Annotated in this window: 22 protein-coding genes, 1 tRNA gene and 1 pseudogene; 17 read left to right on the top strand and 7 right to left on the bottom strand. The window is 47.0% G+C overall.

Annotation, left to right across the window (positions count from 1 at the left end; all coding sequences use genetic code 11):
* Positions 1-163 precede the first annotated feature (163 nt).
* A complete protein-coding gene (locus tag AB3N00_RS08605; RefSeq protein ID WP_413034163.1) occupies positions 164-886 on the top strand; it encodes a spermidine synthase in 723 nt (240 codons plus the stop codon).
* Between the two features lie 162 nt (positions 887-1,048).
* On the top strand, positions 1,049-2,665 hold the full coding sequence (locus tag AB3N00_RS08600) for a diguanylate cyclase (RefSeq protein ID WP_413034162.1): 1,617 nt from the start codon (positions 1,049-1,051) through the stop codon (positions 2,663-2,665).
* 77 nt (positions 2,666-2,742) lie between these two features.
* Here the strand turns inward: AB3N00_RS08600 and AB3N00_RS08595 are convergent, their stop codons facing one another.
* The 4 genes from AB3N00_RS08595 to AB3N00_RS08580 all read right to left on the bottom strand — a co-directional run bounded on the left by AB3N00_RS08595 (position 2,743) and on the right by AB3N00_RS08580 (position 5,749).
* On the bottom strand, positions 2,743-3,102 hold the full coding sequence (locus AB3N00_RS08595; protein WP_413034161.1) for a winged helix-turn-helix transcriptional regulator: 360 nt from the start codon (positions 3,100-3,102) through the stop codon (positions 2,743-2,745).
* Positions 3,103-3,336: 234 nt separating this feature from the next.
* Positions 3,337-3,471: a hypothetical protein gene (locus tag AB3N00_RS08590; protein WP_413034160.1), complete on the bottom strand. Its 135-nt coding sequence runs from the start codon at positions 3,469-3,471 to the stop codon at positions 3,337-3,339.
* Between the two features lie 49 nt (positions 3,472-3,520).
* Positions 3,521-4,513 (bottom strand): Gfo/Idh/MocA family protein, encoded by a 993-nt coding sequence (locus AB3N00_RS08585; protein WP_413034159.1) that lies wholly within the window; start codon positions 4,511-4,513, stop codon positions 3,521-3,523.
* 42 nt (positions 4,514-4,555) lie between these two features.
* The gene (locus AB3N00_RS08580; protein WP_413034158.1) at positions 4,556-5,749 is read right to left on the bottom strand and encodes an adenosylhomocysteinase; all 1,194 of its coding nucleotides are present in this window, start codon (positions 5,747-5,749) and stop codon (positions 4,556-4,558) included.
* Between the two features lie 220 nt (positions 5,750-5,969).
* Between AB3N00_RS08580 and AB3N00_RS08575 the strand changes: the two genes are divergently transcribed.
* Positions 5,970-6,054, top strand: a tRNA-Leu gene (locus AB3N00_RS08575).
* A 108-nt stretch (positions 6,055-6,162) separates the two neighbouring features.
* On the opposite strand, the gene AB3N00_RS08570 is transcribed toward AB3N00_RS08575, so the two are convergent.
* Positions 6,163-6,363, bottom strand: coding sequence for a hypothetical protein (locus AB3N00_RS08570; protein WP_413034157.1), 201 nt, complete (start codon positions 6,361-6,363; stop codon positions 6,163-6,165).
* 158 nt (positions 6,364-6,521) lie between these two features.
* Here AB3N00_RS08570 and AB3N00_RS08565 point away from each other — a divergent pair, with 158 nt between their 5' ends.
* Positions 6,522-7,670, top strand: coding sequence for a sn-glycerol-1-phosphate dehydrogenase (locus tag AB3N00_RS08565; protein WP_413034156.1), 1,149 nt, complete (start codon positions 6,522-6,524; stop codon positions 7,668-7,670).
* A 250-nt stretch (positions 7,671-7,920) separates the two neighbouring features.
* On the opposite strand, the gene AB3N00_RS08560 is transcribed toward AB3N00_RS08565, so the two are convergent.
* Positions 7,921-8,517 carry a helix-turn-helix domain-containing protein gene (locus tag AB3N00_RS08560; protein ID WP_413034155.1) on the bottom strand — a complete coding sequence of 199 codons (597 nt, stop codon included), beginning with the start codon at positions 8,515-8,517 and terminating at the stop codon, positions 7,921-7,923.
* Positions 8,518-8,964: 447 nt separating this feature from the next.
* On the opposite strand from AB3N00_RS08560, the pseudogene AB3N00_RS08555 reads away from it, so the two are divergent.
* The 10 genes and pseudogenes from AB3N00_RS08555 to AB3N00_RS08510 form a co-directional block, all read left to right on the top strand.
* Positions 8,965-9,348: pseudogene (locus tag AB3N00_RS08555) on the top strand (holin family protein); the annotation flags it as partial.
* A gap of 250 nt (positions 9,349-9,598) precedes the next feature.
* Positions 9,599-9,886, top strand: coding sequence for a Dabb family protein (locus AB3N00_RS08550; protein ID WP_413034154.1), 288 nt, complete (start codon positions 9,599-9,601; stop codon positions 9,884-9,886).
* A 175-nt stretch (positions 9,887-10,061) separates the two neighbouring features.
* A complete protein-coding gene (locus AB3N00_RS08545) occupies positions 10,062-10,523 on the top strand; it encodes a DUF86 domain-containing protein (protein WP_413034153.1) in 462 nt (153 codons plus the stop codon).
* A gap of 11 nt (positions 10,524-10,534) precedes the next feature.
* Complete coding sequence (locus tag AB3N00_RS08540; RefSeq protein WP_413034152.1) at positions 10,535-11,500, top strand: DUF4261 domain-containing protein; 966 nt, start codon at positions 10,535-10,537, stop codon at positions 11,498-11,500.
* Between the two features lie 179 nt (positions 11,501-11,679).
* Positions 11,680-12,075 (top strand): YtxH domain-containing protein, encoded by a 396-nt coding sequence (locus AB3N00_RS08535; protein WP_413034151.1) that lies wholly within the window; start codon positions 11,680-11,682, stop codon positions 12,073-12,075.
* A gap of 227 nt (positions 12,076-12,302) precedes the next feature.
* Positions 12,303-13,112 carry a glutamate racemase gene (gene racE, locus AB3N00_RS08530; RefSeq protein ID WP_413035228.1) on the top strand — a complete coding sequence of 270 codons (810 nt, stop codon included), beginning with the start codon at positions 12,303-12,305 and terminating at the stop codon, positions 13,110-13,112.
* Positions 13,113-13,352: 240 nt separating this feature from the next.
* The gene (locus tag AB3N00_RS08525) at positions 13,353-14,582 is read left to right on the top strand and encodes a M14 family metallopeptidase (protein WP_413034150.1); all 1,230 of its coding nucleotides are present in this window, start codon (positions 13,353-13,355) and stop codon (positions 14,580-14,582) included.
* A gap of 154 nt (positions 14,583-14,736) precedes the next feature.
* The gene (locus AB3N00_RS08520; RefSeq protein WP_413034149.1) at positions 14,737-14,988 is read left to right on the top strand and encodes a hypothetical protein; all 252 of its coding nucleotides are present in this window, start codon (positions 14,737-14,739) and stop codon (positions 14,986-14,988) included.
* A gap of 149 nt (positions 14,989-15,137) precedes the next feature.
* Entirely contained in the window at positions 15,138-15,440 is a 303-nt protein-coding gene (locus AB3N00_RS08515) for an iron-sulfur cluster assembly accessory protein (RefSeq protein WP_175399711.1), read from the top strand.
* Between the two features lie 21 nt (positions 15,441-15,461).
* Positions 15,462-15,683, top strand: a complete 222-nt coding sequence (locus AB3N00_RS08510; RefSeq protein ID WP_413034148.1) for a DUF1450 domain-containing protein — start codon at positions 15,462-15,464, stop codon at positions 15,681-15,683.
* A gap of 110 nt (positions 15,684-15,793) precedes the next feature.
* Here the strand turns inward: AB3N00_RS08510 and AB3N00_RS08505 are convergent, their stop codons facing one another.
* Complete coding sequence (locus AB3N00_RS08505; RefSeq protein WP_413034147.1) at positions 15,794-16,201, bottom strand: hypothetical protein; 408 nt, start codon at positions 16,199-16,201, stop codon at positions 15,794-15,796.
* 199 nt (positions 16,202-16,400) lie between these two features.
* On the opposite strand from AB3N00_RS08505, the gene AB3N00_RS08500 reads away from it, so the two are divergent.
* The 3 genes from AB3N00_RS08500 to AB3N00_RS08490 all read left to right on the top strand — a co-directional run bounded on the left by AB3N00_RS08500 (position 16,401) and on the right by AB3N00_RS08490 (position 19,039).
* Positions 16,401-16,682 carry a hypothetical protein gene (locus tag AB3N00_RS08500; RefSeq protein WP_413034146.1) on the top strand — a complete coding sequence of 94 codons (282 nt, stop codon included), beginning with the start codon at positions 16,401-16,403 and terminating at the stop codon, positions 16,680-16,682.
* Between the two features lie 176 nt (positions 16,683-16,858).
* A complete protein-coding gene (locus AB3N00_RS08495; RefSeq protein ID WP_413034145.1) occupies positions 16,859-17,689 on the top strand; it encodes an aldo/keto reductase in 831 nt (276 codons plus the stop codon).
* Between the two features lie 444 nt (positions 17,690-18,133).
* Positions 18,134-19,039 (top strand): prenyltransferase, encoded by a 906-nt coding sequence (locus AB3N00_RS08490; protein ID WP_413034144.1) that lies wholly within the window; start codon positions 18,134-18,136, stop codon positions 19,037-19,039.
* The last annotated feature ends 72 nt before the right edge of the window (positions 19,040-19,111 follow it).

The raw sequence follows: 19,111 nt of genomic DNA, 5'->3' as shown, positions 1-19,111 counted from the left end.
TCTCAGGCGCTGATTATAGACCGTTTCCGGGTAACCGGGAATGGTTTTTTTGTCATTTTAATGGAGTATGGCTCTAAAGAGTTGGTATAATGAAAAATAGTATATTTATGAGTAGTGGATTGGAATGAGAGGAGAACGGTTGGTGAAGGTTTTATATCGTAATATGAGTGAACAGCATGCGTTAACCGTATATGACACAACCAAGCTTTATGGGGAGAAGGGGCGTTTCAGGGTTTTGGAGTTTTCGAATGAGGCAGTTCAAGGGGCTATGGATCTGGATCAGCCTTCACGAATGCTGCTTGAATACCCAAGAGCGATGGTTCATCTGATGGAACGGAATAATTCTGAATACGAAACTGTTTTTGTGGTGGGGCATGGAATCGGTACCCTGTCGACTTACCTGTCGAACCGCCTTGTTAAGATTGCCGAGCTGGACGAAGAAGTGGTTGAACTAAGCAAAACTTTATTTGGTTATAAAGGCAGTGAGGTCATGGTGGGAGATGGTCGGGAGCTGCTGCAGCAGGAACCATCCGGAATGTATGATTATATTATTGTCGATGCCTTTACTGCAACGGGGACACCCATGCAGTTTACCTCCAAATCTTTTTTTGCCATGGTTCAGGACAAGCTGCGGACTGGAGGAAGCATACTATTGAATGTTTTCGGGCGTACGGGCAATGACAGACTGGTAAACGCCATATATGCAACGCTGGCGGAACAGTTTGCTTATACACGTGCTTTTGCACTGCCCACAGAAACGCAGGAAGAGATCCAAAATCGCATCCTGGTGGGCAGCAACGCGCCCATTGATTTCCAATCGAGGTTCATGGCTGGCTTCGTGGAGCAGGAGCCTGGAGAAGGTTATATCATCGTGGATGAACTTTGAGTCAGTTGGAGAAGGCAAACGCCTTATTTTATATTTGGCATGGAATTATCAATGTTAATTGAAGAAAATGTAAAAAATTCACACAAAATTCATACATTTATAATACCTTTCGTTTAGAATAGAAGGAATATGCCTTTTCATGAAAATCCGGGGGAAGCACTAATGATCGCAGAGAACAAAGCATCCAGATTGCGGGGACAAGCTAGAAACATCAAGAAAATCAGCCTTACCGCCCTGCTCAGTGGACTAGTCTCCATTTCGGTGCTGATGACATTAACCATCATGTTTATTTCATCCTATACATCTCAGAAGCAGTCACTTATTGATAAAACCTTATCTCTCAACTATTCAAGCGCGGCGCAAATGAGTCAGACACTGGATTCGCTATTCCAGTCCATGCAAAACAGCTTGAAATATGCCGCAGATTATTTTCCGCAAATGGACTATTCGGATACGGAAAAATTGGATTCGACACTGGAATTGATTCGCAGCAGCAGTAATTTTTTTAATTCAATCACTTTGGTGGACGACAAAGGAGTTATTCGCAGCACATCACCTTATTCTAATAAAAACATTGGAATGCAGATAAGCTCTAATGCTGCAAAAAAAGCTTTTGAATCGAGAGCCTCCTATATTTCAGAAGCCTATCAATCGCCACTTTCGAAGCGCAGAATTGTGTTTGTAAGTGAACCCGTCTTTGATGCTGAGGGAGTGTTCAAGGGGACGATTGGCGGGAATATTTTTTTGCAGGAAAATAATATCTTGAACCTATCATTTGGAAGTCAATTGAAGACGAGTAATGGCTCATATTTTTTTATTGTCGATGCCAAGGGTACACTTTTATTTCATCCAGATACCAAACGAATTGGCGAGAATATCAGTAAAAATGAAATCGTGCAGAAATTGCTCGATAATCAAACAGGTAAGGAACAATACAAAAATCTGGCGGGCGTAGACTCCCTTGCCGGGTATCAGAAAGTGCCAGCTACCGATTGGGGTGTGGTTGTTGTATCTCCTACCCAGACCGTGTACGATCAGTTGAATGAGCATATCCGCATGTTATTGTTGTACACTTCAGTTCCCTTTCTCATCCTGACCCTGATTGTCATTCGCGTGGCACGTAAGCTGGCGAGTCCTTTTGTGTATCTGGCCGACCTCGTCAATCAGGTGGATCAGGGGAAGGTGGACCTGCCCACGATGAAGCCGCATTGGAACCGGGAAGCGGACTTGCTGACCCGTACGGTTTTGGGTGCGTTGGCGAATTTTCGCAAACAAACGGATCAGCTCACCTATGACGCCAGAACCGATGTGTTAACAGGAATGACGAATCGTAGGACGTTTGAAGAAGTCATTCAGCAATGGATTGATGAACAGACACCATTTTCGATTATTGTCATTGATATTGACCGGTTCAAATCCATTAACGACACTTACGGGCATCACGCTGGAGATGAAGTTCTTAAACATATTGCGGGTCTGATCAAGTTAGCCGTTCGTCCGCAGGATGTAAGTTCCCGCTTTGGCGGGGAAGAATTTGTGGTCCTGCTTCGGCACACCGAGTCTGAAACCGCCTATCAGATCGCCGAGTATATTCGCGTTTCGGTTGAGGCAAGTGTCATGCCGGTGGATCGCTTGGTAACGATTTCGGCAGGCATTGCCGAATATCCGCTGCATTCATCCTCAGCAACGGAACTGTTTCATCTGGCGGACAATGCGCTGTACCAGGCGAAGGAAGAAGGGCGTAACCGTACTGTTACCATTCAGACCGTTGAAAAGTAACAGACAAATGGTTATCATCATCTACGCATTACACAAAAAAAGCTGATCCCTTGTGAAAGGGGCCAGCTTTTTCGTCATTACACTTCCTGTGACTTGGCCTGAACTTCATTTGTATATGTCTCACCCCAGTCACGCATGCTGTAGATGATTGGACGCAGGGTTTCTCCGAAGGGAGTAAGCGAGTATTCCACTTTGGGAGGTACTTGAGGGTAAATTTCCCGGTGTACAATCCCACTGCTCTCCAATTCTCTTAATTGCAAGGTGAGCATTCGCTGTGTAATGTCCGGAAATAACTTTCTGAGTTCGTTGAATCGCAAGGAACCCGAAAACAAGTGATACAGAATGGCTCCTTTCCATTTGCCCCCAATGACACTAAGTGTAACTTCTACGGCGCAGCCATAGGGTTTCGGACATGCCTCTGTTGAGATTTTTTTCATATATCTGCACCTCCGTAAGCGATTGTGTATAGTATCAATTTAAGTACTACGTACCCAAAATGCGTGTATAATCTCTTCAAAGCATATCATGTCTGATTCGGATTATAAACCCTGGTGCCGAATGAGTTAAGTTGTGGAAAACAACAAAAAACCCGGTTTCGTCATGCGAAACAACGGGCTTGCGAAGATGAATGGTAAACAAACAAGTCAGGTTGAAAAACTTACATCCAGGCTTCAAGTGAGTAGGCCCCGGGCACCAGCCAGTCCCACCCCGACCAATGAGCCAAGGATGACGAGAATGTATTCATAACCTCCATTGAGGTTCCATAGTCCTTTGCCTGCGTGTACTTCACGATCGCTAACAGCCATGGGAATAATCAGCAGTATGACATTCAGTGCTTTCTGTAACGGTTATATGTCAGACCAGCGCAGCTAATATGGTGTCGCACAGGGCCATCGTTCCAATGTTATCCTTGCCACTCGAATGCGGAAGTGCCTTGTTGTGACAACATGCCATGAAGTGTGTCATCTCGCCTACAAATCCACGCAGATAGAGATCACGGTAGGCGCCAGACATGGGAGACCCGGAAGGAGTGAAGACCGTATCCTGCTCTTCAAGAGACTTCCAAGGGAGGCTGTCCGAAGTGCGGGAGTGGTGAACGGTAAGTGTATTAATTTCATCTGCTGATACAAAACCATGATCGAATGTGACCAGCAGACTTTCGCTCTCGCGTGACCAAGCACTCATGCCTGCGAAGTAGGCGCTGCCCACTACACCGTTATTGAATTTCAGGGAAATGCTCTGGTTGATATGTTCTCCATCCTTGATCGTGGTACCCGTCACATGCTGTACTTCTCCGAAAAGAAAACGCATCAGATCTACCATGTGGATGGCTGCCAGTTTCATGAACTGTTCTTCATCCTTGCAGAAGGGCGTGCTGTCCACCGCAAACTTCATTTGAAATGAACGTGCTCTGCCCATCGAGCCGTCATCAATCCGTTCTTTCAGTTTCAGATAAACAGGGGCATAACGCTTCATGAATCCCACCATTAATACCACACCAGCCTTCTCGGCTGCATTGGCGATTTCAGCAGCTTCGGTGGCGGTCCAACCCAGTGGTTTATCCACATAGACATTTTTGCCAGCCTTGATGCATTCGAGGGCGAGAGACGTTTGATCCTGAGGTTGTGCTACCACAACAACACCGTCACAATCTTCGTTTTGCAGCATTTGGCTCACATCATCATAGGCTGTTCCCGTGCTGCCGTATCGCAGCAGAGCGGCCTGAGAACGCTCGATACTGCGAGTGGATATGGCTTGAATGGTAGCCCCCGCTTCAATAGCGGAAGGATAAATATTGGTGGTTGCATGGAATCCGGCACCGATAAAGCAAAGTTTTGTTTGTGTCATAAGCAGTTCTCCTTCATGGTTTGTAGTAACATTTCCAGGGAATTACACAGGTTTCTCGCTCAAATGGTACAGCATCTGGCTTGCAATCTCCGTATTGACGATATGAGGGACAGGCTGTGGTCCATTCACCAGATGCTGGCGCTGTTGGACGAGGTAGAGCAGGGAAGCAGCCTGAAGGGACAAGCCAAGATCCATCGTCTCTGCAGGATTTCCGCTTCCTCCCGCGAGATTAAGCATCTCACCTTCGGTAAGCAGCATGAGTCTACGGCCATTCGTGAGGGTAAACTGCTCGATATCTGCTGTTAGACGTTCTATATGTTCGGCTTCCTGCCGAAGACGGTCCAGATCCATTTCCCAGGAGAAATGTCCAGCGTTGGCAAGAATCGTACCATCGTTCATCTGACTGAAATCTGCCATTGAAATGGCATTGGGGCGACCTGTAACCGTAATGTAGACCTGGGCAAAAGTAAACGTGTCTTCCAGCTTCGCTACGCGGAATCCATCCAGAGCAGCTTCAAGTCCCGCCATGGGATCATTTTCGACCACGATGACTTGGCTGCCTAAATTGCGCAGATATCTGGCAATTCCGCGACCGCACGTACCGTATCCTACGATGACGAAGCGCCTTGTAGGCAAAATCAGATTCGTGGTGCGCATGAACCCTTCAATAATGGTCTGTCCCACACCGTGTTCATTCTCCATGATCCGTTTGAGGGGACTGTCGTTAATTACAATAATCGGGAATGAGATTTCCTGCCCTGTTTCCTCACGCAGCAGATTGGCCCCGGTCGTGGTTTCTTCTGTTCCCCCAATGAGTGAGCTATAGTCATAGTGCTGAAGGAGGGTGCGAGCCAGATCGGCTCCATTATCCATTAAAAGATGTGGTTGGTGTTGAAGCACACGATGAATATTGTGCATATGCTGACTGCGTCCATCGGAACGCTGCCCATACACGGTAATGCCTTCTGCCATGAGTGCAGCAGCGACAGCGTCCTTCGTTGTGCCTGGACTTCCTGTTAATACAACATGGGCTCCGCCAGCCTGAAGGGTTCTGCATAACACGGCCGTCTTGGGCTCTACATGAATACAGATTCCAATGGTAAGCCCCGCAAAAGGCTTTTCTTCGGAAAAACGGGCTTTTAATTCGGCGAGCAGGGGCATATGCATTTCTGTCCAGTGAATATTTCGTTTTCCTTCTTCAATGACTTCAGGTGTCATGTTCATAAGTTTGCTCATAATCCTTTCTATCCATAGGGTTGCCTGTCCTTGAAGGACAGTTGCTTAGAGCTAACAATAGGAGGTTTTTGTTTTTGAAAAAAGGACATATGTCCTATAAATATGAATAATAAAAAGTTATTGCATTCTTCTTCCAGAGCATGTATACTCTTAATTACGGTGAAACGAGAAATTGCTTTGCCGGAATGCTTTTCATCAACGATGAGAAGATACATATTATGCGGTCGTGGCGGAATTGGCAGACGCGCACGGTTCAGGTCCGTGTGGGCTAACCCCCCGTGGAGGTTCGAGTCCTCTCGACCGCATCGAAGAGAAAAAGGTTCGGAGATTTGCTTTGGCAAACTCCGAACCTTTTTTTATTGTTCTTACTATATGTTTAACGAAAAAAGAGCCTGGGGCTCTTATTTGTGAATTTACGTTTTTGGATCAGATTGCTGGCGCTGACGCAAAACTACCGCTGTCCATAGCCCGATCAATGCACCAATTATACCAAAAAACGTAACACTTCCAATCACTTCATACGCTCGAAATTGAAACAAAAAAGCAATTCCGCTACCCAAGGTTGTTCCTGCAAGGAAACCGAGAGAAATGCCCGTGTCTTTGCCGAGCTGCATTGGATCACCTGCTTCAGAGAGTTTGTTAAAACATTTGCAAAATAGGGGTACAAGAAGTAAAGTGTGATCAGGAAAATCATTGAAATTTTCCCTATACTCATTGTGTGGCTTTTCCAGTGCAAATATGCATGAACCTAAAAACGGGAGGTTACGATCAAATGAATATGAACGAGCGAATTACGGCTTGGAATGCGGAAGCGCAGCAGTGTACCTGTGGACATGATCATCGATTGGTACAAATGCAAGTGTTTCTGGAACAGGGTGCGATCAGGCGGTTGCCAGAATACTTGTCTGACCTGGGGTACAACGAAGTTACGGTGGTTTATGATGATCAGACAGGACCCGCAGCAGGATACGAAGTGGTAAAAAGGTTACGGGATGCAGGTCTTGTTGCAGATGAGTTTCGAATGCCGGAGAACAGTGCGGGAGATATCATTGCCGATGAGGCTGCCATCGTACAGGTGCTGCTTGGTGTAAAACCGATGAGTCAGGCCATGATCGCCGTCGGGTCGGGAACAATACACGATTTGGTGAGATTTGTATGTGCCAAGATAAACAAACCCTTCCTGTCTGTGCCAACAGCGGCATCGGTTGATGGATTCACTTCTGCAGGAGCGCCGCTCATTGTAAGCGGCATCAAACAGACTTTTCAGGCTGTTCCTCCTGAAGCCATTTTCGCGGACATCAGCGTAATTGAGCAAGCTCCTCAAGCAATGACGGCAGCTGGATTTGGGGATATGTTAGGCAAGTATACCTCTCTGGCAGACTGGATTGTCTCCCGTGAACTGGGTGGGGAGCCGTTCTGTCCTGTTGCTTACCGCATGACAGAAGAGGCGCTGACCGCCTGTATCGATAACGTGCAAGCCATTGCGGAAGGGAGATCCGAAGGGGTAACGGCATTAATGGATGCACTAATTATTTCCGGGGCCTCCATGTTGATTATCGATCACTCCCGTCCGGCATCCGGTGGTGAGCACCACATTTCGCATCGGTGGGAGATGGATTTGATGGTAGCGGGCCGCAAACCTGTTCTGCATGGAGCCAAGGTGGGTGTAGCCTGTGCGCTTCTTTTGGACCGGTACAAGGAACTCGCCCGTTTGTCCAAAGAACCTGTGTTTGAGGTGTACAGCACTTTGCCTGATGCGTCACAACTTGTGGCATGGCTCGAGCAGGTGGGAGGTCCGACGACAACCGAACAGCTTGGGTTAACACACGAAATGGTGGAGCATGCTTTTGCAACAGCACATACACTTAGAGAACGGTATACAGGATTAAAATATATCAATGAAATCCTTAACGTTGGATAAATGAACCGAGATATACCATCAGATAGAGAGATTGGGATGATTACTTTTGCTGCTATATTTTGTACGTACAACTATAAGAATTATAATTCATTAGTCGGAACAAGTTTTTTTTAAGTGAGTTGTTTCTTATCAACGTTACAGTTGAAGGGATTGGAAGGATAGCCGAATAACAGTTCAACAGATCACGTCCATTTAAAAAGGCTCTGTCTTCCCGGATGGGAAGAACAGAGCCTTTTGTCTGTTCGCTCATTTAGTTGTTGCGTTGGTCTTTCAGGATGACATCTGCGAACAAGATGGTTTTCGGGATGCGGAAAAATTGTTCCGCTTGTTCCTGAAACGCAGCAGAAGGCAGCGTTCCCTGATGCAGCCATTTGCGGAAGGTGCCGGGATGAACCCCGATCCAGTGGCTGACATCTGTCACCGACAAATCATGGACCATACACAAGCCTGTCAGAATACGGTTGCTAACCGGAGAGCGGGTCACCGTACGCTTCATGAAACGGGAAGGCTCGGGCTGACAAATGACCGGGCTTTTGCGCACTACTTCTTCATTGAAGAGGATGTGACGCGGGTAGCCTAGCAGTTGGCACGCCTTGTCCAAATTGGTACTGCCGGGTATCCGCCCCTCATATACCCACGCGCTCACGCTGCGTGATGAGATGGATAGATCTTCGGCTAACTGGGACAACTTGATATCATTGGCCATCAGCACGGCTAGAAGAACGCGGTTACGGATTTGACAGCGTGTCGGTTTTCGGAATCGTTTAACACGGACGCCTTTTCCCAAGTATTTACGGTTGATCAGAGACCACGCCTGGATGGAATGTTGTTCTGGTTGATTAGGCATATTTCCTCCGATTTTTTTAACCAAATACTACAATAAGAACCGGGGTACTTTCAAGTGCCGTGTGCACTGGTTTGATTTGGGCTTAAACTGACGTGAGCAATGAAGGAGGAATTATGGACTAGGGTATACGCAATTCACTTCCTAGTATATTCCTAGATTACAATGTTTCACTAAATTTCAGGGATCAAAAAGAACTCTGGCATCAATAAATTAGGTCTTTAGAATTACTTATAGGACTATTTTACTTTTCTCTGTTTTTTGTTGATCTGATGCGGATTATTACCTAAAATTCACCAATATTATTGGGCGGCAGTTGTGATATTCCTGCGATAACATGCACAAATCCGAAAGTAATATCCGCGGGTTAAACCGGGCGATAGGCCTGTCAAAATCTATGACTCTTACATATCTTGTACAGTGATCAATTCAGAGGGAGGGGTGAAAAACGTGAGTCCAGCCGTAAATACCTTTGCTGCAATTTCTGGAGCATTTGTAACGTTTGCTTTTGGGGTGTGGGATGAATTACTGAGTCTGCTCGTGATTACCATGGCTGTGGATTATGTGACAGGTATCGCTGCAGCTGTAAGGTCAGGTACGGGGTTGAATAGCAACATCGGGTTCTGGGGACTTGCCCGCAAGGGGTTGATGCTGACCGTTATCCTTCTTGCTCACCGTATTGATCTGCTGATGGGGACAGATATCATCAAAGGAGGAGCCATCTATTTTTACCTCGTTAACGAGTTGATCTCCATTACGGAAAACTATGCGAGAATCGGTCTTCCACTACCCAATAAGCTCAGACAGGCTATTGCTGTCCTGAAAAAAGAGGAGGAATTGTCTGACAGGGAGTGGTCTAAACCGCAAGTTCAAACGCCCAAAGCTGATCCGAAAAGCCCGTCAGAAGAGGCAAGCCCTTCACCGGATCAAGACAAACCGGAAAAGAACAGCTCGGAGTAACTTTCCTTTGACATTTAGAGAACGTTTCCATGTATCCTTTCGCAATAGGTAACGTTATGATATATTTTGGTTACACGAAAATTCATTCATTTCCACTAATATACGCAAACGGGGTGCTTGTTCGATGATTAAACATATTGTTCTTTTTAAAATGAAAGATCGTTCTCCGGAAACCATTGAGGCAGCTGCGAACGTTCTTCGCAATTTGCAAGGCAAAATTGATGTCCTGGTCTCATTGGAAGTGGGTGTGGACGTACTTCGCTCGGACAGATCCTTCGACATTTCACTTACAGCAGAATTTGCTTCACTGGAAGATCTTCAGGCCTACCAGATTCACCCGCTTCATCAGGAAGTAATCAAGTATATGAACGAAGTCAGAGAACAGTCGATCGCAGTGGACTATGAAATCTAATTCAATCATTTCATTCTGCAGTTGTTAAAGGAGACTGGGCATGAGCGATTTAAGAGACGTAATGGAATTTTTATATATTTTTATCGTATTTTTGATCGCTTGTCCGGTGATGCTTTTCTGGCTTAAGCGAAGAGGAAAACGGAACCGATAATTCACTGAACGGGAAGTGAACGCATTGTATTACGTAAACAGAGAACAGATTGCCCGCAGGCTTGCTGCCGTGCCGGAGGTGGCCGAGGGGCTTCGCCGAGCATCACAAGCCTGGGATGGCAGTCTTATGCTGGGTTTGGTCCAGGAGCGTTGTCTACACCTGGCTATTGAGATTGTAACGGATGTGGGCAGCTATCTGATCGACGGTTTCATTATGCGGGACGCCAGCAGCTATGATGATATAATCCAGATTAATCACGAAGAGCATGTATTTGATGCTTCAACTTATGAGGTGCTCCGGCGTCTTGTCTCGCTGCGCAAGCCATTGGTACAGGACTACTTCAGCTGGGAGCGTGCAGAATTGCATCCGCTGAGCACGGAGGTGCCGGACATCCTGGAACAGTTTGCTGAGCAGGTCAGTGTTTATGTGGAGAAAGAACTTGGTCCGTTCCAGCATAATCAGATCGAGGGACAGAGTAAGGAATGAGGGGAAGCAGCATGAAAAACGAAAGACAAGATGAAGTAGATAAAAAGGATTCAAATGAAATTCCTTCCGGGTTCCATCCCGTATACATGGTGGAGCTCTTATTCCGTGAGGAACCTGTGGTTAATCGGATACAGTTACAGGATGCCCTGAGCCGGTATACCGGACAAGTCCGTCTGGCTGTGAAGCAGATCAACGAACAACAGCCCTCACAGAAAAAGATGGATGAAGCAGGGACGCATTCGGAGGAAGGCGATGCTTCAGAGTATAAGCAAGAGATGCTTGTTTTCTACCATCTGGATCATCAGGTTTCATTTGAGGAAGGGACTATACCTGCACAGACCTGTATGCTCCCTGTTCACGGGATCCAGGATCGTTCGCGTTTCGGAGGCGCAGTGCAGCAGGCGTGGCACTGGCCTGAAGCGGGACAGGCAGTGAAGTCAGCACGATACTCCATCCGGCTACATGACATGTTCTCTGCAGCCATGCCGCGCAAGCAGCGTCTGGAATTATTCCAAAATACGCTCCAGGCCGTAATGGAGGTTCTGTCTTGCGAGGGGATGTACTGGTACGGCAGTGACAAGCTGGTAGAGCCGGAAGCTTACATTCAATCACAGAAGCGGGAAGAACATCTCTATGCAGCAATGAATGTTCGCATGTATCAGGCAGGCGGGACGGAAGAACAGCGTGAACTGGTTATGGATACGGTTGGATTGTCTGCACTTGGTGTTCCTGATGTGCAGTGCCATTTTACAGGATTGGATCCGGATACGGTTGCCCAGACCTTACTTGGAGCAGCCTATTACATATTCGATCAGGGGGATGTTCTGCAGGATGGGCAGACGCTGGGATCTTCTGGAGGAAGACGCTGGCGCTGTGAACATCAGGCTGCGCTAATTGCGCCAGGCCGTTATGTCATTGACCTCGATCCCGGAGATGCACATGCAGCTCAGTCGCTCGATTCATCTCGACATAATTAATACTGACAATCGGAATGAGCAATAAGGGGTTTAAAAAAGTTTTTGCCGTCTGGAGTGTCAGGTCAAGCCCTTGCTGCTTATACTGCATCAACAGAGTAGGCATTCGCCCGGATCAATGAGCATCTAGATTAGTTGCTTGTTATTCGGTACTTCATCAAAGGTAAAAGGAGAGATGCGACGTGAAGGATTCAAACAAGGGTTTGTTGTGGGGAGCATTGATCGGTTCGGTAGTAGGTTCTGTGACAGCTCTGCTGCTCGCGCCAAAATCCGGTCGTGAGCTGCGTCAGGACATTTCGGAGGGTGCACGTCAGGTAACCGAAAAAGGGCAGGAGTTGGCCGTCAAGGTCGGCGAGCAAAGCTCACAGATCGTATCCAAAGTCAAAGAAACGGCTGACGTTGTGATTCAGGATATCCAGTCCTGGCGGAATTGCGCAGAAGGGAAAGAATTGCGTGTGTCTGCCGTCATTACCGATTCTGATTCGGCTGCAGACACTTCCATAGATAACAATGGAACAGCGTCTGGCATTAACGTGGTTGCGAAGCTGCCTGCGGATGATTCGAAGGACAATATCTGAAGCAATGGCATGCATAAGCAGGCTTTCCTCGGAGAATGAGGAAAGCCTGCTTTGTTGTGTGCGTCAATGATCAAGAAGCCGCAGCATGCGGCGTTTTATTTGAACCCTGAGATGAAATCGGGTAAGATGTAGGTACCTTTTTGCCGGAAAAATCATACGGTAGGAAGAAAGCTCTGGAACCGAATCGTTATCAGAACCAATTCAATGAAGAAGGAAGCGGTGTGTTCGTGCAGCAAGCTATCGCTATATTAGACTCCGGTGTAGGGGGGTTGACCGTTGCCAAGGAAGTGATGCGTCAGCTCCCGCGGGAAAAGATCATTTATTTTGGAGATACTGCCCGGACACCGTACGGACCCCGTTCGTCCGAACAAGTGAAACAATTTACGGAACAAATCGTTGATTTCTTGATCCAGTTCGATCCGAAGGTTATCGTAATCGCCTGTAATACTGCTACGGCAGCAGCGCTTGATTATATTCGGGCGAAGGTGAACGTGCCAGTTATTGGGGTTATCCACCCCGGGGCGCGTGCTGCCATTACAGCTACTCGCACAGGGCGCATTGGCGTCATTGGTACAGTGGGAACGATAGGAAGTGGTGCATATACTTCGGCACTTAAGCAGTTGTCCCCCTATATTGATGTCGTTAGCCAGGCTTGTCCTGCATTTGTGCCTCTGGTGGAGCAAGGTGAATTTCGTTCCGAACAAACAACACTTACGGTGGAGCAGTCATTGGTCCAGATCAAACAACAGCCAATTGATTGTCTCATTTTGGGTTGCACCCACTATCCATTTCTCATGGAAACGATCCAGGAAGTCATGGGACAGGAAGTGAAATTGATTAGTTCGGCAGATGAGACGGCGAGGGAAATCAGCACGATTTTGTATGATAAACGAAAGCTGGCAAGTGGGGATGAGACACCGGTGCACCAGTTCTTCTGTACGGGAGACCCGCGCATGTTCCAGAATATTACCCGCCAGTGGCTGGGGGAGCAAATCTCGAAAACACCTGTCGTATGGCAGGTTACCCGATTGACGTAGCTTAGCTATATTCATTCATATATGAGTTAAGGTTAGAGCTTAACCCGCAGCACTCATAAGCCAACCGGAGCCTTTCAGGCTCCGGTATTTTTATTTTTGTATGAATAGTGATCGAGACGGCTTGCGTGATTGATGTCACATGACGGACAACCGGGTTCGCATACATATTAGAGTAGAAACCATTACGAGCACAGGACAGGGAGAATTGCGTTCTCCTGCCGGGAAAGGAAAGGAGACATCATGGAACTTCAGTGGATTATTGTTCAGTCAGGGGACACCTTATCCCGCGTAGCCTCAGCACATCATATGACAAGAGAATTGCTGGCTGCCCTGAACCCGGAAGCAGCAGCACAACCCTATTTGCTTGCTGGACAGATGCTGCGTATACTACCGGGGACCGGTCGAAGATATGCGGTTCAGCCTGGGGAGAGCGTGGGTTTGATAGCGGAACGTTTTGATTTGAATGAAGAAGAGCTGCGCGAGGCTAATCCCGAGTTTGCGAACGTTGCGGATTGGAGCGGGCGATGTATTCATATTCCGGATTCAAATGGCAAAACTATTGTCAGGCTGCAGGGCGAATACGGTTATCGTCAAATGAATCGGGATATTGTTAAGCTTGTGAAGCAATACCCGTTTATCACCACAGGTTCAATCGGTACAAGTGTAATGGGGAAGTCTTTACCCTACTTGAAAATTGGCGAGGGAGCGCGACATATTCACGTCAATGCTTCCGTGCATGCCAATGAATGGCTTACAACAGCGGTGGTCATGCGTTTTATTGAAGACTATGCGAAAGCGTACAGCGTCCGCGCACCATGGCACCAGTTTCAAACGGAACGATGGATGCGGGAAACGACGTTGTGGATTGTGCCGATGGTCAACCCCGATGGGGTTGAACTCGTTCAGGAAGGCGTCGTGAATGAACATCCCCACGCCAAGCAGCTGCTGGCGTGGAATGCCGGACGGACACACTTTACTCATTGGAAGGCCAATATTAGAGGAGTGGATCTTAACGATCAATTCCCGGCTCACTGGGAAGAAGAGGCGGCGCGAAGAGGAATTACATCACCCGGTCCCCGGGATTACGCGGGAACAGCCCCTTTATCTGAACCGGAAGCATGGGCACTTGCGCAGTGGACGGAACATCACAGCTTCGCTGCTGTCGTTTCCCTCCACAGTCAGGGGCAGGAGATCTATTGGAACTACCGCGATTTGGAGCCAAAAGAGAGTGCACCCTTATCGCGCAGGCTGGCCCGAGCCTCAGGTTACAAGGCAGTCAAGCTAGGCGGAAGTGATGCAGGATACAAAGACTGGTTTATTCAGCAGTTTCGGAAGCCTGGGTTCACGGTTGAAGTAGGGCTTGGGGTTAACCCATTGCCAGTTGAACAGTTTGATGATATCTGTGTCGAAGTGGGCATGCTCCTGGCTGAGCTGCTGTCGGATGGGGATGCAGGGACAGAGTCCAAGTGATGAAACGTTCTGCTGGTCATCTTCGTATAAAAGAAACGGGCGCTGTGACGGCGTCCCGTCTTTTTTATTGGATATCATATTGCTCTTGAACGGGTAATAAGTTGAATACGATCCTGTGCCTTTTCTGGCGCATGAAGAATATGGAGGGGTTCATATGAAGTGGAGAAGACTGCTATCGTTCAAACGGTGGGCCGAAGTGTTCAAGAGACTGCCCCGCCTATTGCGGGCTCCGCAGATCCCTTTGCATGAAAAATTGCTGTTCATCATCCCGGTTCTGCTGTATTGGGTGTTGCCCGACGTGCTGCCGTTTATGCCTATCGATGATATCGGTGTCACTTTGCTGCTCATGAACTGGTTTGTTAGTCGTGCCGAGCGCAAATATCCGGTACTTCCGTCTCGTGTCTAGTCGAGATTGAGATAAAACGGGACCGTTAAACACCGATTTTGCATCAATGTTATTGCGAAGCGGAGTAACTTTCTTTACAATAGATGCTGGAGTTTAGAAATGCTGAAATTGTTGGAACCAGCAATTACAATATAGGAGATGAAGTCGAAATGAACTGCAAAATTACTCGCAATGCTGCGAAAGTATTGAAACTGGAACTGGACAAGCCTGAGAACGAAGGAAAAAAACTTCGTGTTGTCATCACGCATGCACACGGTGATCACGCTCACTACGGACTGGATCTGGACACGCCTAAAGATAATGATACTGTGGTATCCACGGATAAAGAGATCGATGTAATTCTTGAGAACGATCAGCCGCTGCTGGATGGCGTTAAAATTGACTACCTGTACCTTCCTCAAGAGGGGTTTGTTATCACGAATCCTTCCAAAGGGAACCACGGCGACCACTAAGGCCGCGAAGAAGGGGAACTCATGGCTAACGATATCCGCGTATGCGAAAAGTGTAATCATATCAGACTGAAGTCGATTGTACCCAAGCTGGAGAAACTGGCTCCGGAAACGGAGATCAAGATTGGATGCAAATCGTACTGCGGTCCATGTGCGAAGCGTGCTTTTGTATTTATTAACGGTCGGTACATCAGTGCACAGACGGAAGAAGAAGTGCTGGCGAAAGTCGCAAAATTCGTGAAGTGATATTTTGTGAATGGAGTGGGCCGGAATCGCCCGCGAAATAAAAGGGAGAGGCTGATGCCTCTCTTTTTCGTATGCAGTGAACTTGTTATGCTTCAATGCTTTCAGAATAATTAGGGAGCATTATTTGGGAGCATTCTTTTCATTTCATGAATTTCAAAAGTATTCTCATTTATTTCAATGGCAATAACCGTGTCATCTTTTTGAAGAAAATGAACATTCCCCATCCGGCTTTCCTCCAATTCACTCCATCCTTCTTCGCGTAATTTCTGAAAATAATCAGTAGGCGTATAGAGACCTTGTTCACCTCCGATATGTTTCAGTTCATATTTTGCACTTATTTTGACATTACGGTTTGCCGAATTGCTCGTAACACTTAATGGTGTTGCATTCTCCGGAACAGGAATATCTTCATTAATGGAGGAGTCTGTGTAACCCGTAATTTCATACGTTGGAGAGGAGCAGCCACTGGCTAACAGTAATACAGTGAACATAATGAGTTGCACCCGCAGGCTTTTCAAACAATCATCTCCTTCCTAAAAAGCTATCTATAAAATTAACGCAGGGAGTCTGTGTAAGGTTACGAATTCGTGTAAATCATGTTCAAACCAAGTCGCGGCCTTAACTTTCATAAAATGATGATGTCAAAGAAGAATAAGGCAGGACCTCATCAACCATCCTAAAGGGGTAACAGGAACATGATCCCAAGGAGGAATACTCATGCCGAAGCGTTATGATTCCAGTTTGCAAGCCGATACGAATGTATCTCAGGCGCAGAATGCAGTGAACAAACTTCATTTTGCCGTTTCCCAGGCCATGTCACATCCAACCGAACAGACCATTGAGCAGGCTGAACGCCGTTTGGCGCATACGGAGCAGGCCATGCTTCAAGCGGAACGTTCGCTGGGAGGTCAGGGCGTTGAGCTGGCAGAAGAAATGTTTGCTGAGGAGAAGAGAAGATTGAACTCCATCCAGAGTCAAATTGGGCAAGGGAATCAATAACTGTTCCTGTCACACCAGAACCCGCGAGCCATAGAGCTTTGCGGGTTCTTCCTGTTCCTTTTTTGAATGTTTTCCGAGGAAGGAGGCGCCCTCGACAGTAAATAAGGAAACGCTTAAATTTCTGTCAGAAGGTTAATAGACCTTGAGCAGGCCAAATTCCATACGGGAGGTACAGGATGACCAAACATATTACCGATTGCACGATTTTGAATAATGGGGTAACGATGCCTTGGCTAGGATTTGGAACCTATAGGGCAAAGGGTAAGGAAGTACAGCAAGCGGTTGAGACTGCGTTGGAAGTGGGATATCGCAGCATTGATACAGCGTCCATCTACGGAAATGAAGAAGAAGTGGGACAAGCCATTGCGAGCAGCGGAATCGCCCGAAATGAGCTGTTTGTGACAACCAAACTCTGGAATGAGGACCAGGGCTTCGATTCGACACTGAGAGCATTTGAGGCCAGTCAGAAGGCGCTGGGGTTGAATGTCATTGATTTATACTTAATTCACTGGCCGGGAAGAGACCAGTACAAGGAGACGTGGAGAGCATTTGAGCGTCTATATAGCGAAGGAAGCGTACGGGCGATTGGTGTGAGTAATTTCCAAATACATCATTTGCGCGAAATCATAGATGAAGGTGGTACGGTACCTGCGGTCAATCAGGTGGAACTGCACCCGGGACTGATTCAGCAGGAGCTTCAGGATTTCTGTGGAGAACAGGGTATTCAACTGGAAGCCTGGAGTCCGATTATGCGAGGGAAGCTGAACAATGAATCCACGTTGAAGGGTCTTGCTCAAAAATATGGGAAGACACCCGCACAGATTATTTTGCGTTGGGATATTCAAAACCAGATTGTGACCATTCCGAAGTCGGTTACACCTGAACGTATCCGTGAGAATGCGGACATTTTTGATTTTGAATTAACGCCGGATGAACTTAGATCGATTGATGCTTTGGATTCTGACAAAAGAACGGGGCCGCATCCAGATCAGCTCTTTTGGGACTGAGTGTAGCTCAATCCCAATATAAGTATTCGATGTTCTGTTTGCGATGGTTCCGGATACCGATCGTTCTTTCGATCGCTGTTTTCTCCAAATTTTTAGATTAAATGTTCCAAAGGCCAATACATCGTGGACAAATAGACCAATCTATTGCCATAAACTGAAAGGTCCTCTTCCAAAAGGAGAGGGCCTTTTCTCTCTTTCATAATTGCTGTCAACTTGGATTTAATCGGACAGGCTGTGTTACAGTGAGAAGGAATGGCAGATACTTAATCTGGCGGACTTAGCCCTGAATATGGTTGTCGTTATTCATTGCTGGGAGAGATACAGTCAAAATAACGAACAAAAATTTCCTATCACAACAGAGTCAATATGGTGTATAATCTAATGTTATGTGAAGATTGTCACAAAGTTTTAAGGATTTTACATCATAGGAGGCTTAAATACATCATGAGTAACTGGGCTTTATTTAAAAATATGACCCGACTGTATTCGGTAACGGTAATGGTTGTTCCAGTAATACTAGGTACCATTTCTGCCTACGCCATGCAGAAGGAATTTCATTTTCTTTTGTTTTTGCTGACGCTAGTAGGCGCGGTCTCAGCTCATATTTTTTCCAATATGGTAAACGATTTATGGGATTATCGGAACGGAACTGATACCCAAGCAACGGAGACAGAAGGTGCGATTTCGACGCACTCCGGGTTTCTGACTTCGGGAACCATGACCGAGAAGAAATTTGCGGCGATTACCTGGGGATTCCTAGTGCTGGCTGGGGCTTGCGGTCTCATTCTTACGATCGTCAGCGGTTGGCCGATCCTGGCGATTGCGCTGATCGGTGCTTTGATCGCTTATTTCTATGTTGCACCGCCAATTAAATTCGGCTACCGGGGAAAAGGCTATAGTGAAATCGGGATATTTATTTCCTTTGGTATCCTGCCGGTTCTGGGTGCCTACTATGTACAGACAGGAGAGTTTGCGCTTGCGCCGCTGCTGCTGTCCTTGCCGGTCGGCATGCTGACCACCATGCTGCTATTTAACCATCATTTTCTGCACTGGCGTGCGGACCGCGAAATCGGCAAGAAAACGCTGGTCGTCATGTGGGGGGAAGAACGGGCGCTTCGTTTATCCAAGCTGATGACGATCCTTGCTTATATCCTTTTGATCGTAAGTGTGGTGTTCCATGCTCTGCCCGTTTATGGTCTTGTTGCGATTCTTTCCGTTATTCCAATGTACAAGGTTTATAAATCACTGGGCAAAGTTAATCCGTCTGAGACGTATCTGCCGCTTATGGGAGCTTCCCAGCAATCATCTGTGCTCTGCGGCCTGATTATGTGCGTAGGGCTGCTGCTCTAAAAGAGTGTATAAATAAGGTCCGGTTCTGCATTAGGCAGGTCGGGCAAGGTCTTGTGTGGAAACCGTTGCTTA

Origin of the sequence: Paenibacillus xylanilyticus (assembly GCF_047246825.1) — a bacterium.
In the GTDB taxonomy this organism is placed as follows: domain Bacteria; phylum Bacillota; class Bacilli; order Paenibacillales; family Paenibacillaceae; genus Paenibacillus; species Paenibacillus xylanilyticus_B.
This window is presented reverse-complemented; position numbering and strand designations above follow the sequence as displayed.

Excerpts from the sequence above, each read along its gene's own strand:
- AB3N00_RS08580 (WP_413034158.1), bottom strand. The coding sequence starts at position 5,749 with ATGAGCAAACTTATGAACATGACACCTGAAGTCATTGAAGAAGGAAAA.
- AB3N00_RS08565 (WP_413034156.1), top strand. The coding sequence starts at position 6,522 with ATGAATATGAACGAGCGAATTACGGCTTGGAATGCGGAAGCGCAGCAG.
- AB3N00_RS08540 (WP_413034152.1), top strand. The coding sequence starts at position 10,535 with ATGAAAAACGAAAGACAAGATGAAGTAGATAAAAAGGATTCAAATGAA.
- AB3N00_RS08585 (WP_413034159.1), bottom strand. The coding sequence starts at position 4,513 with ATGACACAAACAAAACTTTGCTTTATCGGTGCCGGATTCCATGCAACC.
- AB3N00_RS08510 (WP_413034148.1), top strand. The coding sequence starts at position 15,462 with ATGGCTAACGATATCCGCGTATGCGAAAAGTGTAATCATATCAGACTG.
- AB3N00_RS08520 (WP_413034149.1), top strand. The coding sequence starts at position 14,737 with ATGAAGTGGAGAAGACTGCTATCGTTCAAACGGTGGGCCGAAGTGTTC.
- AB3N00_RS08525 (WP_413034150.1), top strand. The coding sequence starts at position 13,353 with ATGGAACTTCAGTGGATTATTGTTCAGTCAGGGGACACCTTATCCCGC.
- AB3N00_RS08590 (WP_413034160.1), bottom strand. The coding sequence starts at position 3,471 with ATGGCTGTTAGCGATCGTGAAGTACACGCAGGCAAAGGACTATGGAAC.
- AB3N00_RS08600 (WP_413034162.1), top strand. The coding sequence starts at position 1,049 with ATGATCGCAGAGAACAAAGCATCCAGATTGCGGGGACAAGCTAGAAAC.
- AB3N00_RS08605 (WP_413034163.1), top strand. The coding sequence starts at position 164 with ATGAGTGAACAGCATGCGTTAACCGTATATGACACAACCAAGCTTTAT.
- AB3N00_RS08570 (WP_413034157.1), bottom strand. The coding sequence starts at position 6,363 with ATGCAGCTCGGCAAAGACACGGGCATTTCTCTCGGTTTCCTTGCAGGA.
- AB3N00_RS08490 (WP_413034144.1), top strand. The coding sequence starts at position 18,134 with ATGAGTAACTGGGCTTTATTTAAAAATATGACCCGACTGTATTCGGTA.
- AB3N00_RS08550 (WP_413034154.1), top strand. The coding sequence starts at position 9,599 with ATGATTAAACATATTGTTCTTTTTAAAATGAAAGATCGTTCTCCGGAA.
- AB3N00_RS08500 (WP_413034146.1), top strand. The coding sequence starts at position 16,401 with ATGCCGAAGCGTTATGATTCCAGTTTGCAAGCCGATACGAATGTATCT.
- AB3N00_RS08595 (WP_413034161.1), bottom strand. The coding sequence starts at position 3,102 with ATGAAAAAAATCTCAACAGAGGCATGTCCGAAACCCTATGGCTGCGCC.
- AB3N00_RS08560 (WP_413034155.1), bottom strand. The coding sequence starts at position 8,517 with ATGCCTAATCAACCAGAACAACATTCCATCCAGGCGTGGTCTCTGATC.
- AB3N00_RS08515 (WP_175399711.1), top strand. The coding sequence starts at position 15,138 with ATGAACTGCAAAATTACTCGCAATGCTGCGAAAGTATTGAAACTGGAA.
- AB3N00_RS08495 (WP_413034145.1), top strand. The coding sequence starts at position 16,859 with ATGACCAAACATATTACCGATTGCACGATTTTGAATAATGGGGTAACG.